Genomic DNA, 16358 nt, shown 5'->3' with positions numbered 1-16358 from the left:
AATGCCAGAGATGCCAGATATACAAACTCGCTGTGGCTTAGTAGCCATAGTAGGGCGCCCTAACGTGGGCAAGTCAACGCTGCTTAACCGTTTGCTGGGTCAAAAAGTAAGTATTACCTCACGTAAACCTCAGACCACCCGTCACCGTATTCTAGGTATAGATACTGACGGCGACTATCAAGCGATTTACGTCGATACACCAGGGCTTCACCAAGACGAAAAACGCGCGATTAATCGCTACATGAATCGCGCCGCGTCTAGCTCATTAGCTGAAGTTGGCCTTGTGCTGTTTGTCGTGGAAGGCGATAGATTCAACGCCGAAGATGAAATGGTATTAAGTAAGGTTAAACAAGCAAACCTTCCTTGCTACCTCATCGTAAATAAGATGGATAAGGTCGAAGATAAAGAAAACTTTATGGTTCACCTTCAAAACCTTGGCGAGAAACACCCATTTGAGCACATGATCCCTATCAGCGCTAAACAGGGCAAAATGGTAGAAGATATTAGAGACTTAGTAGCTAAGTCGTTACCTAAGAGTGAGTTTTTCTTCCCAGAAGACTATATCACTGACCGTTCAAGTCGTTTTATGGCTGCTGAAATCATCCGTGAAAAACTGATGCGTTTCACTGGCGATGAGTTGCCTTACTCTACTACGGTAGAAATTGAGCAGTTCAAAATGGCTGACAATGGTGTTTATCGTATTAGTGGCTTAATTTTGGTTGAGCGCGAAACGCAAAAACGCATGATCATCGGTAAAGGCGGTAAGCATTTGAAAACCATTGGCGAGCAAGCGCGTAAAGATATGGAAAACTTGTTCGACAATAAGGTGTTTTTGGAGCTTTGGGTTAAAGTGAAACAAGGCTGGGCAGACGATGAGCGTGCTTTACGTTCACTAGGCTACGGTGACGACAGCAACTTTTAGCCTAAATCGTTGTTAGCATTAGTACGTTGAGCCTTGTTCTAATGCTAACTAGCGCTACATTCTCAAGTGCTCTTGATAAACGTGAAGCCAGAAGCATTCGCGTAAAGGTATGCACAAACATCTATAATAAGCATTATTAATCATAGTAATCTCTTCTCAGGAGCGGTATATGGCAATTTCAGATATGCGCAGGCAGTACTCGAAAGGCAGTTTGAGTGAGGCAGATATTACTTCAAGTCCGTTTATTTTGTTCGATAAATGGCTGAAAGACGCTATTGATGCTGGTATTCCCGATCCTACGGCGATGACGGTTGCCACTGTTGACGCTAATGGGCAACCTTCTCAACGTATTGTTTTGTTAAAAGATGTCAGTGAAAAAGGCTTTGTGTTTTTTACAAATCTTGGCAGTCGAAAAGCGCAAGAACTCTCGGTTAACCCAAAAGTATCCTGTCACTTCCCATGGTTCTTTATGGAGCGCCAAGTTCGCGTATGTGGCAGCGTTGAAAAGCTTTCTGTTTCTGAAAATGCAGCTTATTTCTTCTCTCGCCCTAAAGACAGTCAATTGGCGGCCTATGCGTCTAAACAAAGCAAGCCAATTGGCAGTAGAGAGCTTTTGCTTACCCAATTTAGGCAGTTAAAAGATAAGTTTGCGAACAAAGAGCTACCTGTGCCGGACTTTTGGGGAGGCTTTCGTATTGTGCCTCATCAAATTGAATTTTGGCAAGGTGGAGAAGATAGGCTTCACGACCGTTTTGAGTATAACAAAACCGAAGATGGCGCATGGGCAACACAGCGCTTAATGCCTTAAAAGCTCATATTGAATGCATAGGGTAACTAGTCTTTTACAATGGCTAGACATTTTAAGCACTTAGTATTTGATTGAGCGTAAAGCGTAAAGCGTAAAGCGTAAAGCGTAAAGCGTAAAGCGAGCAACACCATGATTGATAGTCATTGCCACCTCGACTTACTTGCATCAAAAGTAGATCTTCATACTGCGCTGGAAAGTGCCAAAGCTGGAGGCCTCACTCGCATAATGGCACCAAGTATTAACCCATGTTCTTGGGAAGCAATTCAAGCGCTTAGTGAGCAGCACAGCAAACTTTTGCCTATTGATACCGCGCTAGGTCTTCATCCTTATTTTTTGACCGATAGCAATCAAGATAATACAGGTTCTACCACTGACGTACCTGAGCATGCAATTGATGAAAATCTCGAACAGCTTGAAGCGGCTGCTGCCACTCTGCATCCTTCGGTAAAAGCAGTGGGGGAAACCGGTATTGATGGGCACATTGATGTGCCATTGACGCTTCAAAAGAAAGTGCTACACGCCCATTTAAAACTCGCTGATAGAAAAGCGCTGCCTGTTATTTTGCATCACCGAAAAAGCCATCACTTATTACTTGAAGCCTTTAAGCAAGCTAAGTATCAAGGTATTGGGGTAGTCCATGCTTTTTCGGGTAGTGTGGAAGCGGCCAAAGCCTATATTGAGCGAGGCTTTTACTTAGGAATAGGTGGCACGATAACCTATGAAAGAGCACAAAAAACGCGAGATACCCTTAAGTACCTGCTAGAGCACCACTTCGATAAAATACTGCTAGAGACTGATGCCCCAGATATGCCCATGTACGGCAGACAGGGAGCCCCTAATCAACCACAGTATCTATCTGATGTGGTTGATGTAATACACAAACTTTTCGCTATATCGCCTAAACAAGCAATATCCATTACAACACAAAACTATTTTCGCTTGTTTAAAGCAGAATAGAATTGCGCTGTAGTGTAAAAAAGTGTGGGTACCCGCCTACGGTTCGCTTTTCTTTCTCATCGACTCGATGGCTTGTATAAACCAAGGGCGAGATTTATAAAACGCCCGCGTCAGGTAAATGCCTAACATTAAAGCCAAAAACACTAAAATACACGCAATTAACGCCAATTGATAACGCAGGGCAAGGGGACTTTCTAATATTGTCTGCGTATCCATATGAATGTTCACATAGCCTAATACATTATCATTGTTGTCGGTGATCACCCCGACATAGGTGAGCGGCGTCACACCTTGAGACTGGCTCATCGACACAACACTTTCAATTTGAGGTAAAGGCGCAATGTACCTTCCGTCTTTATCAAACACTGATAGAGCAAGAATATGTGGCTCGTTAACTAAAACGGTGGCTACACTTTCAATGTAGTTTCGTTGGGCAAGGGTACTCGATAGTGAAGAGTCAGAACCTTCTTCGCTTACTTGATTAGCTGCTTGCTCAGCTTCAAATGCGGGGCGAAGTAGTTTAGCGTACTGCCTTGCGATGCTCTCCCCAGAAAAACGAGTTTGCACCGTTAGCCAATCACTTTGGTATTGCTGCAGCAAAAGTATCAATACAATCACCAGCGCAAACACCGTACTTACAATCAGCGTGTGAAATAGTCTTTTTAACGCTGTGTAAAGTGAGTGCGAATTGCTTTTTGATTGTGAAGGGGCTTTGCTCAGCACGTTTAACAATGCGTAATTCCATAATTGCTATGATTTGCCTAACAGTAGGGGAAATCTAAATAATTTTAAAGGGGATATTTTATTAGTTAGCCTAATTGGTTAGCATTAGCGCATCATTTGCCAATTACCACAGTCTCTGTGTGCGTTATGAAAGACATATTCACCATCGAAATCAATAATGACGATATTCATTTAGCTTCATACCTGGCAAACATTGTCAGCGCTGAGCACAATACGCAAGCGTTTTCTCATACGCTAACTGTAATCGGACAAGCTATAACCCCATATTTATTAAGAGGCGTACTAGATAAACTCAAAAACGTATTTTCGCCAGTAAGTGCTGCGTTTCATCATTTGCATCAGCAAATGGGAGATGATGCTATCGAAATAAGAGGGCAGGTAATTAACGCAAAGCCTGAGCAAATAAAGTCTTTACTTGGTGATGTCAGTGATGCTTACCACCTTGATGTTGGGCTGCAAACCTCGCGACCGTCTTTGTCTGAACCTGGTCTTCTGGTTATGGATATGGACAGCACGGTTATTGCCATAGAATGTATTGATGAAATAGCAAAACTGGCTGGTGTTGGTGAACAGGTTGCCGAAGTGACCGCAAGAGCAATGCGTGGAGAAATTGCCTTTAACGATAGCTTAACGCATAGAGTGGCGTGTTTAGAGGGGGTACCCATTGACCACCTTAATCAAATACGCGACAGCATTCCTATTATGCCTGGTATTCAGACTCTGCTTAAGCATTTAAAAGCGAATAACTGGAAACTCGCTATTGCATCGGGTGGCTTTACGTTCTTTGCTGACCATTTAAAAGCAAGGCTGGGACTGGACTATGCGATATCAAACACGCTTTCGGCTAAAGACGGGCACTTAACAGGTAAAGTGGAAGGCGAAATTATTAATGCTGATGTGAAAGCTCGCACGGTGAAAGTGCTGTCTGAAAAGTGGCAAATACCATCGAGCCAAACCGTTGCTATGGGCGATGGGGCGAACGACTTGGTGATGATGGCTGAATCAGCCTTAGGCGTTGCATGTCACGGTAAACCTCTAGTGAATGAGAAAGCGGACGTAGCCGTACGCATTGGTAGTCTGCACAGCCTTCTTTATTTCTTAGATAAATAGACGCTAAAGGAATTTGAAAGGAAACAGCTATTCCTGCTTTCCCACGCTTTGCTAGGAAACTTGCCAGCGCCTTTGGAGTGGACAATTATCTGTGCGGACTTGTATACAAGCGCCAGTTGTTAAAATAATTGGCGCTTAAACAAATTTGAGATTTGTGCTTAGTTTTTTCTAAGCGCAGACCTGAATATGTACATTAAAATATTGTCTCTTACTTAAGCGTTGGTAACCATGGCTTTAGGTTGTACAGCGCTTTTTAACGTTTTATTCGCCGTAATGTCTTCCATAGTAAAGCCGTATCTTATGAGAACCTCATCAGTGACGTCGACAAGGTGGGAACAGGCGGCAATACTCCACATTTTCTTTTCTAACTCACGAGCTCTGTGCATGGCGTACATGGTGACGTAGTTAATTTCTGTTTGCAGCATGGTCAAGTCAGGCTTGCCAGTTGTGGTTAGCATAACGTGTATAGCGACAAACTGACCGCGCACCATGGCTTCTCTGATAAATGCACGGCGTTGTTCATTGCTTTCAAACTTATGTGAGTAACGAGGAATGATCGCCATTCGCGGCTCTTTTTGAGACGCATCGAAAGATATGAATAGCTCTTGTCTTAAGGGCATATTCTCAAGCTTAACTGCTTTGATACCACTTTGTACGAAAGGAGAATCTTGCTTTCTATCTCTAAATAAAAACTCCAAATTTACTTTACCGCGCTCTGCGTATTGCGTGGTAAGGGTAGTGATGCGTTCGTCTTGTTTTCCAACGATACACGCCTGCGGAGTATATCGAACACCTTCTTTACTCATCAGAAAAGATAAGGAGGTCGCGTTTCTTGCATTTATACAACGCAGAGCTTGCCCCATTCCCTCTACTTCTTCTTCATCGTTATCGACTTTAAGATTGGCCTTGTTCTTTTTGATTAATTCTTCAAAAAAGTTGCGAGCGCTTTTGCCCGCGTCGCCAGTTGCCGTCTTCAGATGAAGGATATTCTTCTCGACGTTATGATAAATAATTTCATACTGAAGGTGCATAACGTCGAAGTTGTTCGCTATTTCCTGAAGCCGAGGAAAGGCAACTTCTACTCTTCCCTCCAAACTACCTTTATAATCTTTTGCCAGCTCGACCCGAAGACCTAATCCGTGAACTGAGATATCTTCGCTGATGCCTCGGTGGACCGTCGACTCGCCATTAAACTTCGCTTCAATTTGTGTTCTTAGCTGGTAACGGCTTTCAATGCGCTGCTCTTCGTACTTAAAACGTACAATGTGAATGTTAGATGCTGCACGATTCCTTGGGTGACCGAAAATCCTTAAATGCGCAAGGTTGTCGCGATTAAACTTAAGTTCGTTGTACGTCTCTTGCCCTGTTACTGAGGTCACGTCTGTAACATGAGCGAGATAACGCAGGTTTTTAAGTTTTGACATCAAGCGAGCAGAAGGCGGTGTATTGAGCTTTTTAACTTTATTACCAACAGAGTCAGGGATAGAAAGCGGAATATGCGCTTGCTCTGGGTCCATGTCTGTCAGGGTTATTTTAAAAACTCGCCAACTCGCTTTTCTTGAGCCAAAACCCAAAAATACACGGGATAAGACCTCTTTCTGCAGTAACTCTTCATAAGAAGCTGAGTAAAAATAAACTTTATCTGTGTGCAAATGGGTAAAGCTGAAGACAAATATTTCACGAACTTCGTCAGATTTGTTTAGTAATCGAATAAGTCTTTCTTGCGATAGCAAGAAATTCAAACGACAGTTCTCTTCTTCATCTTGCCAGTATTGAACGGTTTCTCGGTTTACTTCATTTACCATTGCATAGCGTGGAACCAAGGTTTCGTTAACAACATCAATAAATATTGGAAGAGTGGGGCTACGAGGAGAGAAATACTGCTCGCAGGTCTTACTGGTTATCGCTTCGATGGTGTTCGTCATATTCACTTTGTAACGGCGTTTGTTGCCGTGGATAAAGCTTTCTAAAAACTTATCGAATGCGGGGTTTGGGTGAGTTTTATCGCGCTGTAGGGCTAAATAGTTAATGTCATTTTTGGTAATTATCTTTACTAGTTTGTAAGCAATGCCATTTTTCTTATCCATGGCAAACTCGCTTTCGAGCCCTCTGAAGTAAATAAAGAGCGTTTCATCCTTTTCGAAAAACGAGTCTTTAGACAATTTTACTTGCAGGCCTTCAAGAGAAATATCTACACTTAATCCACGCATTGATTGATTGGCACTGTTGAATATTTCTACGGCAACCGCAAAATTCATGCGCTCTGTATTACGCTGTCTATAGTCGAGAAGGTTTACAGTGGGAACTTTGAATTGTTCTAAAACTGCTGAACGTTTTTTAGCTTCGGGGTTTTCTTTATCTGCGCGCTGTTGAGCAAGCTCTTTTTCGCGCATTAGGCGGAAGTTATTCTCAGTGTTTTGAACGGCCTCGTACACACCATAAGTGTATCGACCAAACACGCGCAGTTGTTCTTCAAACTTATCAACGGCCACCTCATCCATGTAGTGGCTTCTACCTTCGTGCACATACTTTTTGCACTTTCCGTCGACATGGCCGCGCAAATCTATGGTACGCATACAAGGTTTAGCTAAACGCTTTACTTCCATTTTAATTAGAAAGCGTTTTTCTTTTGGCACGTCAGAAGCTGTTTGAAGCAATACCTGGTTAAATTCAGGCTCGTTAACCATAGGCTTTAGCTGTTCAATAATGTCAGCGTATTGCTTTAAATCTTGACTCATGAATGCGCAACTTTGTTGTTAAGTATCAATTATTTTAGTTGTTATCGGCAAATCAGCAAAACTCATTAACCCGTTAAATTTTATACTTTTGGGGCATATTTCTGAATAAAAACTGACTGTAGGTTTGTGCTTAATTCACCGTTATTAAGTGTTAGAATACTCTTTTTAAGCTATGGATAAAACTGGAATATGGCAAAACGTAAAACTGCTTATGTGTGTTCTGACTGCGGGGCCGAGTTTCCTCGATGGCAGGGACAGTGTTCGGAGTGTAAAGCGTGGAACACAATAAGTGAGTTTGTGGTTGCAAGTGCTAAAAGTGTCGCGCGCCAAACCACATCAGGTTATGCAGGGCAAACCGCTGCCAAAATCGAAACCTTAAACGCAATAGATTTGGAATCGCTTCCACGTTTTTCTTCAACGTTTAAAGAGTTGGATAGAGTGCTAGGTGGTGGGATCGTCCCTGGTGCAGCTATGCTAATCGGTGGGTCACCAGGTGCAGGTAAAAGTACGCTTTTACTTCAAGTAATGTGTCAGATGGCAAAAAGCGAAGCTGCCCTCTATGTCACTGGGGAAGAGTCGCTTCAACAGGTGGCCATGCGAGCTAAGCGTTTAAACCTACCCGACGACAAGTTGATGATGCTAGCCGAAACTAATGTGGAAACCATCTGTGATTTGGCGCTGACCAAAAAACCTAAAATTATGGTTATCGACTCTATTCAGGTTATGCATGTGTCAGATGTTCAATCTGCGCCGGGCAGTGTGTCGCAAGTACGAGAAAGTGCAGCCTATTTAACGCGCTTTGCTAAACAAAATCATATTGCCATGTTTATTGTTGGCCACGTAACGAAAGACGGTAACTTAGCGGGTCCGAAAGTTCTCGAGCACTGTATCGACAGCTCTATGATGTTGGAAGGAGAAAGTGACGGTCGCTACCGCACCCTTCGAAGTCATAAAAATCGTTTTGGTGCGGTAAATGAGCTTGGTGTATTTGCCATGACAGAAAAGGGGCTGAAAGAGGTGAGCAACCCTTCGGCCATCTTTTTAAGTCGAGGAGACAACGAAACGCCAGGGTCTAGCGTTATGGTTATATGGGAAGGTACTCGCCCACTACTTGTAGAAATACAGGCGTTGGTAGACTATTCGCAGATGTCGAACCCAAGGCGAATCGCTGTAGGGCTAGATCAGAACCGTTTGTCTATGCTGCTTGCGGTTTTGCATCGCCATGGCAATGTACAAATGAACGATCAAGACGTATTTGTGAACGTGGTTGGCGGTGTACGCGTCTCTGAAACCAGTGCAGACTTAGCTCTATTACTGGCGATGATTTCCAGCTTCCGAAACCGTTCATTACCGCGCGACTTGATTGTGTTTGGTGAAGTAGGTCTTGCAGGTGAAATTCGTCCGGTTCCCAATGGAACAGAGCGCATTATTGAAGCGGCAAAGCATGGCTTTAAACGAGCTATTGTGCCTAAAGCCAACGCGCCGAAACAAGCTATTAATGGCATGAAAGTCGTGCCCGTGGCTCGGCTTTCTGAAGCATTAGATGCTTTGGAATAAAGCGGAATGCATTAATATTAAAGCTGTCGGAAACGCGCAAGAAGACCAACGAATACGGCTTTTTGCGCAGTTAAAGGGGGCAGGCTTTTTGAAACCTTACGAAGACTTGTAGTATTTTTATGTTCTAGTTTGGCGCTTGATAAACCGCATTTACCAGCGCATTAAGATCTTTCTCTTCAATACTAGCATCATCGCTGTTTAGTAAGATTAAACGGCGAAGAGCGCTTATGCTGTCCACATCCATTTGCTCTACTTTACATCCCAACGAAACAAGCTCCTGTCTGCTGTCCGCGTGGCGATATAACTGCGATATTGAAAGGGTAATGACGGGGCTGTCTTCGTTGGCTTGGAAGGTAGCAACATAAGGCTCATGGCTGTCGAAAGGTAAGTGTGATAACGCCGTTTCGGTAGCTTGAAGTTTAATGCCTTGAAGCGATACGTCGCTGACTACCACATCAATGCTAACGTCATTGTGGGCCAGTGTGCCATTTACATTAAGTGATACTCGCTGGAATTGACGCTTATCTGTCATTACTCAAATACCTATATTCGTTCTCGCTGTCAGTATTGGCTAATTTGCGTGGGTTCGCAATGAAAAGCAAACAAATAAAAAAAGCCGCTATCGATCATAGCGGCTCTTGATGTCAGCTTAGAGCTATAACACTCTTTATCTCTGGTTTCGTATTATTTAGACATACGCTTATATTTAAGGCGGTGCGGTTCAACCACATCTTGTCCAAATTCTTGCTTCAACCAGCTTTCGTAGTCTGAGTAGTTACCTTCGAAGAAGTTGATGTTACCTTCATCGCGGTAATCCATAATGTGTGTTGCTACGCGGTCTAGGAACCAACGGTCGTGCGAGATAACCATGGCACAGCCTGGGAACTCCAACAACGCGTTTTCCAAGGCGCGAAGTGTTTCTACGTCTAGGTCGTTGGTTGGCTCATCCAGTAGCAATACGTTACCGCCTGCTTTAAGCAGTTTCGCAAGGTGAACACGGTTTCGCTCACCACCTGACAGGTCTTTGATGAACTTCTGCTGGTCGGTGCCTTTAAAGTTAAAACGGCTGCAGTAGGCGCGGCTGTTAATTTCAAAGTTACCAATGCGAATAATGTCTTGTTCGTCAGAAATTTCTTTCCACACCGTGTTGTTTTCGTTCATGTGGTCGCGGAACTGTTCTACCGCAGCAATTTGAACGGTTTCACCTAAATCGATGGTGCCTGAGTCAGGTTGCTCAGCACCGGTAAGCATTCTGAACAAGGTTGATTTACCCGCACCGTTAGGGCCAACAATGCCTACAATGGCACCCTTTGGTACTTTAAACGTTAAGTCGTCGATAAGTACACGATCACCATAGGACTTTTTAAGGTTGCTAACTTCGATAACCTTGTCACCTAAGCGCTCACCTGGTGGAATGAAAAGCTCGTTTGTTTCGTTACGCTTTTGATAATCGCTTGTAGATAGTTCTTCAAAACGTGCCATACGGGCTTTACTTTTAGCATGACGACCTTTTGGATTCGAGCGTACCCACTCAAGCTCCTGTTTCATGCTCTTCATACGCGCCGTTTCGGTACGCTCTTCTTGCTCTAGACGGTTTTCTTTTTGCTCCAACCACGAAGAGTAGTTTCCTTCCCATGGAATACCTTCACCTCGGTCAAGCTCTAAAATCCAACCCGCAACGTTATCAAGGAAATATCTATCGTGGGTAATAGCGACCACTGTACCTTCATAATCGTGAAGGAAGCGCTCTAGCCATGCGACTGATTCCGCGTCCAAGTGGTTAGTCGGCTCGTCAAGAAGCAACATTTCAGGCTTTTCTAAAAGTAAGCGGCAAAGCGCAACACGGCGACGCTCACCACCAGATAGTTTGCTTACGTCCGCATCCCACGCTGGCAGGCGAAGGGCATCTGCAGCACGCTCTAGGGCATTTTCTAAATTGTGGCCATCTTTCGCTTGAATGATAGCTTCTAGCTCACCTTGCTCTTTAGCAAGCGCGTCGAAATCAGCGTCTGCTTCAGCGTAAGCGGCATACACTTCATCAAGGCGAGTCAGCGCATGCTTAACATCGGCTACGGCTTCTTCGATATTGCCACGAACATCTTTGGTTTCATCAAGCTGAGGTTCCTGTGGAAGATAGCCCACCTTTAAACCTGGTTGAGGACGTGCTTCACCTTCAATATCGGTATCTACGCCAGCCATAATGCGAAGTAAGGTAGATTTACCTGCACCGTTTAGACCTAGCACACCAATTTTGGCGCCTGGGAAAAAGCTAAGTGAGATATTTTTTAGAATGTGTCTATTAGGTGGGACGATTTTGCCCACGCGATGCATACTGTAAACGTATTGCGCCATGCTCTATCCTCGCTGAAAAAGCGGTGAAAAATAAAAAAGTCGTTGTGCTGTATTCTACTCGTAACAGGGTAGTTTGTGCCAGTTACTTACGCTCGGTATATTTACGCTTGACGATATTTTAATCACTCATACCAAAAAGATCGATTTATGCATCGGTTGGCGAGTTGATTTAAGGTAAACTTGCTTTTTATAAGCATGAGTAAAAATGGCCTTTAGGGTGAGCAAGCAAGCAGCAACAAATAACCCAAAGCGATAGACTCAATACTATTCATATTTCTGAACAGGCAATTAAGATGACCGCTATGAATAAACGCATATATAGTCTGGATGAGCTCGCCAAGCATGTAGGTGGGGAAGTGCAGGGTGATGGCAATATCACTATTTCTGCGGTTGGCACACTCTCTGGTGCAGCATCGCATCAAATTTCGTTTCTGACCAACCCTAAATATAAACCGCAGTTGAAAGATACAAATGCTGGTGCAGTTATTCTGCACGAGAGCCTTAAAGGTGACAGCCCAGTGCCTGCTTTAGTTGTGGCAAACCCTCATGCAGCCTTTGCGCTTATCGCTCAATTATTCGATACCACGCCAGCGGTTGCTACAGGCATTGCTGAGTCAGCGGTTATTGCGCCGTCTGCACGTATCGGCAGTGGTGTGTCGCTAGGACACAACGTTATTATTGAAGATAATGTGGTGCTGGGCGATAGAGTCACGGTTGGCGCTAATACCGTTATCCGTAGAGGTACCCATATTGGTGAAGGCTGTACTATTCACCCGAACGTGACTATCTATCATGACGTTGTGATTGGTAAGCGCGTGACCATTCACAGTCAAACGGTGATTGGTGCAGCAGGCTTTGGTTACGCAAACGATAAAGGCGTATGGATTCCTATTCCACAAACCGGGTCAGTTCGCATTGGTGACGACAGTCAAATTGGAGCGAGCAGCAGCATCGACCGCGGCGCTATGGAAGATACGATTTTAGGCACCAACGTTATTATTGATAACCAAGTACAAATTGGCCACAACTGTATTATCGGTGATCATTCATGTATTTGCGGCGCTACAGGTATCGCCGGCAGTTGTCATATTGGCAAACACGTTATTATCGGTGGTGGAGTTGGTATCAACGGTCACATTAGCATTTGTGATAATGTTCAGGTGACTGGTTATACCATGATTGTACAAGATATCACTGAACCAGGCGTTTATTCTTCAGGCCAGCCAGCACAAACAAACCGTGATTGGCGCAAAAATACGGTTCGACTTGCCAAAATTGGTAGTTTATTTGACCGTGTTAAAGCGCTTGAAAAACAGGTCTGATCTCGCGCTGGCGCAGGTATTACGTTAAACCTGCGCCATTTATATTAATTTGGTCATAAAGCGGTATACAAGTAACCGAAAATGACTAGAATATGGCTCGAATTTGAGCAATCAGTGCGTAACGCCATATAAAAACCGCAGTTAAGGAGCCCCCATGTTTTCTCGCGAAATGAATATAGCCGACTTCGATCCTGAATTAGCCGATGCAATGTCTAAAGAGGTTGAGCGTCAAGAACATCACATTGAGCTTATTGCCTCTGAGAACTACTGTAGCCCACGTGTAATGGAAGCACAGGGGTCGCAGCTTACTAACAAATACGCTGAAGGCTATCCAGGCAAGCGTTACTACGGTGGTTGTGAGCACGTAGACGTTGTTGAGCAACTAGCTATCGACCGTGCAAAAGCGCTATTTGGTGCAGACTACGCAAACGTTCAGCCACACGCTGGTTCGCAAGCAAACTCTGCTGTTTTCATGGCATTACTTGACGCAGGCGATACGGTATTAGGTATGAGCCTTTCTGAAGGTGGTCACCTGACTCACGGCTCGCACGTAAACTTCTCTGGTAAAACTTACAACGCTGTGCAGTACGGTTTGAACAAAGAAACCGGTGAAATCGATTACGCTCAGGTTGAGGCACTTGCGAAAGAGCACAAGCCTAAAATGATTATCGGTGGCTTCTCTGCGTATTCTGGCATTGTTGATTGGGCGAAATTCCGTGAAATCGCTGACAGCGTTGGCGCGTACTTGCTCGTAGATATGGCCCACGTAGCAGGTCTTGTAGCAGCGGGCGTTTATCCAAACCCACTGCCTCACGCACACGTGGTAACGACGACCACCCATAAAACGCTAGCGGGTCCACGTAGTGGCCTTATCCTATCTTCATGTGGCGACGAAGCGATTTACAAAAAGCTTAACAGCTCAGTATTCCCAGGTAACCAAGGTGGCCCTCTTTGCCACGTGATTGCAGCTAAAGCGGTTGCTTTCAAAGAGGCACTACAGCCAGAATTTAAAGTCTATCAGCAGCAGGTTGTTGCAAATGCGAAGGCGATGGTTTCTGTAATGCAAGAGCGCGGTTATAACATCGTTTCTGGCGGTACTGACAACCACTTGTTCCTCCTTGACCTTATCGACAAGGACATTACCGGTAAAGATGCAGACGCAGCATTGGGTGCAGCAAACATCACCGTTAACAAAAACTCGGTTCCAAATGACCCTCGTTCACCGTTTGTAACCAGCGGCCTTCGTATCGGTAGCCCAGCGATCACTCGCCGAGGTTTCAAAGAAGAACAAGCTAAGCAAGTTGCTACTTGGATTTGCGACATTCTAGATAACATGGGCGATGAGTCTGTTATCAAACGCGTTCAAGACGAAGTGGTTGCACTTTGCGCACAATTCCCTGTTTATAAATAAATAGGTTTGTGTTTTATTGCGTACTTTGGTACTAATGCTGGACTAACTAGTCTAGGTTCAATTTAGATACCTAAGTGCGCAATATTTAAGGATTATTCATGTTTTGCCCGTTTTGTTCAGAACAAGAAACAAAAGTTATTGATTCTCGTTTGGTTGCAGAAGGGCAACAGGTGCGTAGACGCCGTGAATGTATGGTGTGTCACGAGCGATTCACTACCTTTGAAAGTGCTGAGCTAGTGATGCCCCGCGTTATTAAACGCGATGGTTCACGTGAACCGTTCAATGAAGATAAACTTCGTGCAGGCTTGCAACGCGCACTTGAAAAGCGCCCTGTTAGCACTGAAAAAGTTGAACAGTGCATCCTTTCACTGAAGTCACAGTTGCGTGCAACGGGGGAACGTGAGGTGAGTAGCGAATTGCTCGGCAACCTCATAATGAAAGCCCTAAAAGAACTCGACAAAGTTGCCTATGTCAGGTTCGCCTCTGTTTATCGTTCCTTCGAAGACATTCGTGAATTTGGAGAAGAAATAGCGCGATTAGGGGACTAGGTCGGGCACACCCAAAACCTCAGGCACTTAGGGCTACAACAGGAATCCAAGTGAACCACGATACGGTTAAAAACGATTATCATTGGATGGCAAAAGCCATTCAACTTGCCCAACAAGGGCGCTATACCACTTCTCCTAATCCTCGCGTTGGTTGCGTAATTGTTGACGAAAACAATCAGCTAATAGGTCAGGGATATCATATCCAAGCTGGCACTCCTCACGCCGAAGTACACGCATTAAGACAAGCATCTAACGCACGAGCGCAAGGCGCAAAAGGCGCGACAGCTTACGTTACCCTTGAGCCATGCAGTCATTTTGGCCGCACACCGCCTTGTGCGGTGGCTTTAGTCGAAGCGAAGGTGGTGCGTGTTGTTATTGCTATGACCGACCCTAATCCAAACGTCTGTGGTAACGGTATTAGTATCCTGCAAGAAGCGGGTATTGAAGTGGTTAGCGACGTGATGGCTGCGGAGGCCGCAGCATTAAACCCCGGGTTTATTAAGCGTATGCTTACCGGTAAGCCCTTTGTTCGCGTGAAGTTAGGCATTAGCCTAGACGGAAAGATAGCCCTTCAAAATGGCGTAAGCCAGTGGATTACTGGTGCAGAGGCTAGACGGGATGTGCAGCGCTATCGCGCGCAAAGTTGCGTGGTACTTACAGGCTCGGGTACGGTAAAAGCTGATAACCCTAGTCTGTTGGTTAGAGAACAAGAGGCACAGTTCACTGATTATCCTCTAGAACACATTCGACAGCCTGCTCGAGTTGTCGTTGATGGCAAAAGCAAGCTCAGTCGAGACTACGTGTTGTTTAACGACGGCAATATTACCTTAACGGCTACTTCGCAGTCCCATCCAGATACAGCAACGCAGCACTATCTTTCGGTAGATGAAAAAGACGGTAAGCTTAACTTACATTCATTAATGTCGGCGTTAGGCGATAAGCAGTATAATGAAGTATGGGTGGAAGCGGGTCCAGGTCTTGCTGGTGCGTTATTGCAAGAAGGGCTGGTGGATGAGCTAATTTGCTACCAAGCCCCTAAGCTTTTAGGTGAAAAGGGAATAAGTATGGTTAATTTGCCAGCGTTTACGTCATTAGATGAATGTATTTCGCTTTCGCTTATTGAAAATCGTCAGGTAGGTAACGATATTAAGCTTATCTTTCGCCCTGATGTTAGCAACACTCGTGGTTAACGCGATTAAAGAGGAACTTTATGTTTACTGGAATTATTCAAGCGCTAGGTACTATTAAAAAGCTTGATAACCGTGGCAATGATATTCGCCTGACCGTTGCGTCACCTACGCTTGATATGTCTGATGTCGCACTTGGTGACAGTATCGCGACCAATGGTGTTTGCTTAACAGTGACTGATATGGGCGCCGATTATTACTGCGCGGATGTATCGGCCGAAACCATCAAATTGACTGGGTTTGCACATTATAGTGCAGGCTCAACCGTTAACCTTGAAAAAGCTATGCGTCCTAGCGACCGTTTAGGCGGTCATATTGTGTCAGGTCACGTGGACGGCGTGGGCGAGGTTACGCAAATTATCAAGCACTCAGACTATGTAGAGTTCTGGGTAAAAGCACCTGAAGCACTAGCGAAATACATTGCGCACAAAGGCAGTATCACCGTTGATGGCATCAGCTTAACCGTTAACGAAGTCAACGGCGCGGAATTCATGCTTTGGATCATTCCTCATACGTTGCAAGAAACGATTATGGGAAGCTATAAAGTGGGCACAGCGGTAAACCTAGAGGTTGATGTTATTGCGCGCTATTTAGAGCGATTAATGCTAGGCGATAAAGCCGCCGAGCCTACAAGCAAAGGCATCGACATGGCATTTCTTGCCGAGAACGGATTTTTAAGAAAATAACCCTACAAGAAGCACA

At 44.7% G+C, this 16358-nt stretch carries 14 protein-coding genes; 10 read left to right on the top strand and 4 right to left on the bottom strand.

All coding sequences use genetic code 11. The features are described from left to right. Window positions 1-10 precede the first annotated feature (10 nt). The 3 genes from era to ACXAFM_RS02670 all read left to right on the top strand — a co-directional run bounded on the left by era (window position 11) and on the right by ACXAFM_RS02670 (window position 2687). On the top strand, window positions 11-922 hold the full coding sequence (gene era / locus ACXAFM_RS02680) for a GTPase Era (protein WP_474835544.1): 912 nt from the start codon (window positions 11-13) through the stop codon (window positions 920-922). Window positions 923-1091: 169 nt separating this feature from the next. Beyond that, window positions 1092-1730, top strand: a complete 639-nt coding sequence (gene pdxH, locus ACXAFM_RS02675) for a pyridoxamine 5'-phosphate oxidase (protein WP_474833135.1) — start codon at window positions 1092-1094, stop codon at window positions 1728-1730. Between the two features lie 129 nt (window positions 1731-1859). Then, a complete protein-coding gene (locus tag ACXAFM_RS02670) occupies window positions 1860-2687 on the top strand; it encodes a TatD family hydrolase (protein ID WP_474833133.1) in 828 nt (275 codons plus the stop codon). A gap of 36 nt (window positions 2688-2723) precedes the next feature. On the opposite strand, the gene ACXAFM_RS02665 is transcribed toward ACXAFM_RS02670, so the two are convergent. After that, window positions 2724-3305: a hypothetical protein gene (locus ACXAFM_RS02665; RefSeq protein ID WP_474833129.1), complete on the bottom strand. Its 582-nt coding sequence runs from the start codon at window positions 3303-3305 to the stop codon at window positions 2724-2726. 252 nt (window positions 3306-3557) lie between these two features. Between ACXAFM_RS02665 and serB the strand changes: the two genes are divergently transcribed. After that, on the top strand, window positions 3558-4541 hold the full coding sequence (gene serB, locus ACXAFM_RS02660) for a phosphoserine phosphatase SerB (RefSeq protein WP_474833125.1): 984 nt from the start codon (window positions 3558-3560) through the stop codon (window positions 4539-4541). A gap of 212 nt (window positions 4542-4753) precedes the next feature. On the opposite strand, the gene ACXAFM_RS02655 is transcribed toward serB, so the two are convergent. Further along, complete coding sequence (locus ACXAFM_RS02655; protein WP_474833121.1) at window positions 4754-7279, bottom strand: PilZ domain-containing protein; 2526 nt, start codon at window positions 7277-7279, stop codon at window positions 4754-4756. 189 nt (window positions 7280-7468) lie between these two features. Between ACXAFM_RS02655 and radA the strand changes: the two genes are divergently transcribed. After that, window positions 7469-8836, top strand: a complete 1368-nt coding sequence (gene radA, locus ACXAFM_RS02650) for a DNA repair protein RadA (RefSeq protein WP_474826646.1) — start codon at window positions 7469-7471, stop codon at window positions 8834-8836. 124 nt (window positions 8837-8960) lie between these two features. Here radA and ACXAFM_RS02645 read toward each other — a convergent pair whose 3' ends face one another. Beyond that, window positions 8961-9368 carry a PilZ domain-containing protein gene (locus ACXAFM_RS02645; protein ID WP_474833118.1) on the bottom strand — a complete coding sequence of 136 codons (408 nt, stop codon included), beginning with the start codon at window positions 9366-9368 and terminating at the stop codon, window positions 8961-8963. 152 nt (window positions 9369-9520) lie between these two features. Beyond that, window positions 9521-11188, bottom strand: coding sequence for an energy-dependent translational throttle protein EttA (gene ettA / locus ACXAFM_RS02640; protein ID WP_014950094.1), 1668 nt, complete (start codon window positions 11186-11188; stop codon window positions 9521-9523). 293 nt (window positions 11189-11481) lie between these two features. Here ettA and lpxD point away from each other — a divergent pair, with 293 nt between their 5' ends. From lpxD to ACXAFM_RS02615, 5 genes are all read left to right on the top strand, one after another. Continuing rightward, entirely contained in the window at window positions 11482-12510 is a 1029-nt protein-coding gene (gene lpxD, locus ACXAFM_RS02635) for a UDP-3-O-(3-hydroxymyristoyl)glucosamine N-acyltransferase (RefSeq protein WP_474833115.1), read from the top strand. A 154-nt stretch (window positions 12511-12664) separates the two neighbouring features. Then, window positions 12665-13921, top strand: a complete 1257-nt coding sequence (glyA, locus tag ACXAFM_RS02630) for a serine hydroxymethyltransferase (protein ID WP_014950092.1) — start codon at window positions 12665-12667, stop codon at window positions 13919-13921. Between the two features lie 98 nt (window positions 13922-14019). Next, complete coding sequence (nrdR, locus tag ACXAFM_RS02625) at window positions 14020-14469, top strand: transcriptional regulator NrdR (RefSeq protein ID WP_012517538.1); 450 nt, start codon at window positions 14020-14022, stop codon at window positions 14467-14469. A 50-nt stretch (window positions 14470-14519) separates the two neighbouring features. Beyond that, window positions 14520-15659 carry a bifunctional diaminohydroxyphosphoribosylaminopyrimidine deaminase/5-amino-6-(5-phosphoribosylamino)uracil reductase RibD gene (gene ribD, locus ACXAFM_RS02620; protein ID WP_474833112.1) on the top strand — a complete coding sequence of 380 codons (1140 nt, stop codon included), beginning with the start codon at window positions 14520-14522 and terminating at the stop codon, window positions 15657-15659. A gap of 20 nt (window positions 15660-15679) precedes the next feature. After that, on the top strand, window positions 15680-16342 hold the full coding sequence (locus ACXAFM_RS02615; protein ID WP_474833109.1) for a riboflavin synthase: 663 nt from the start codon (window positions 15680-15682) through the stop codon (window positions 16340-16342). The last annotated feature ends 16 nt before the right edge of the window (window positions 16343-16358 follow it).

This window comes from Alteromonas sp. ABD4_190 (assembly GCF_056160105.1).
Note: the sequence above shows the minus strand (reverse complement) of the source record. Positions and strands in the feature narration are given on the sequence as shown.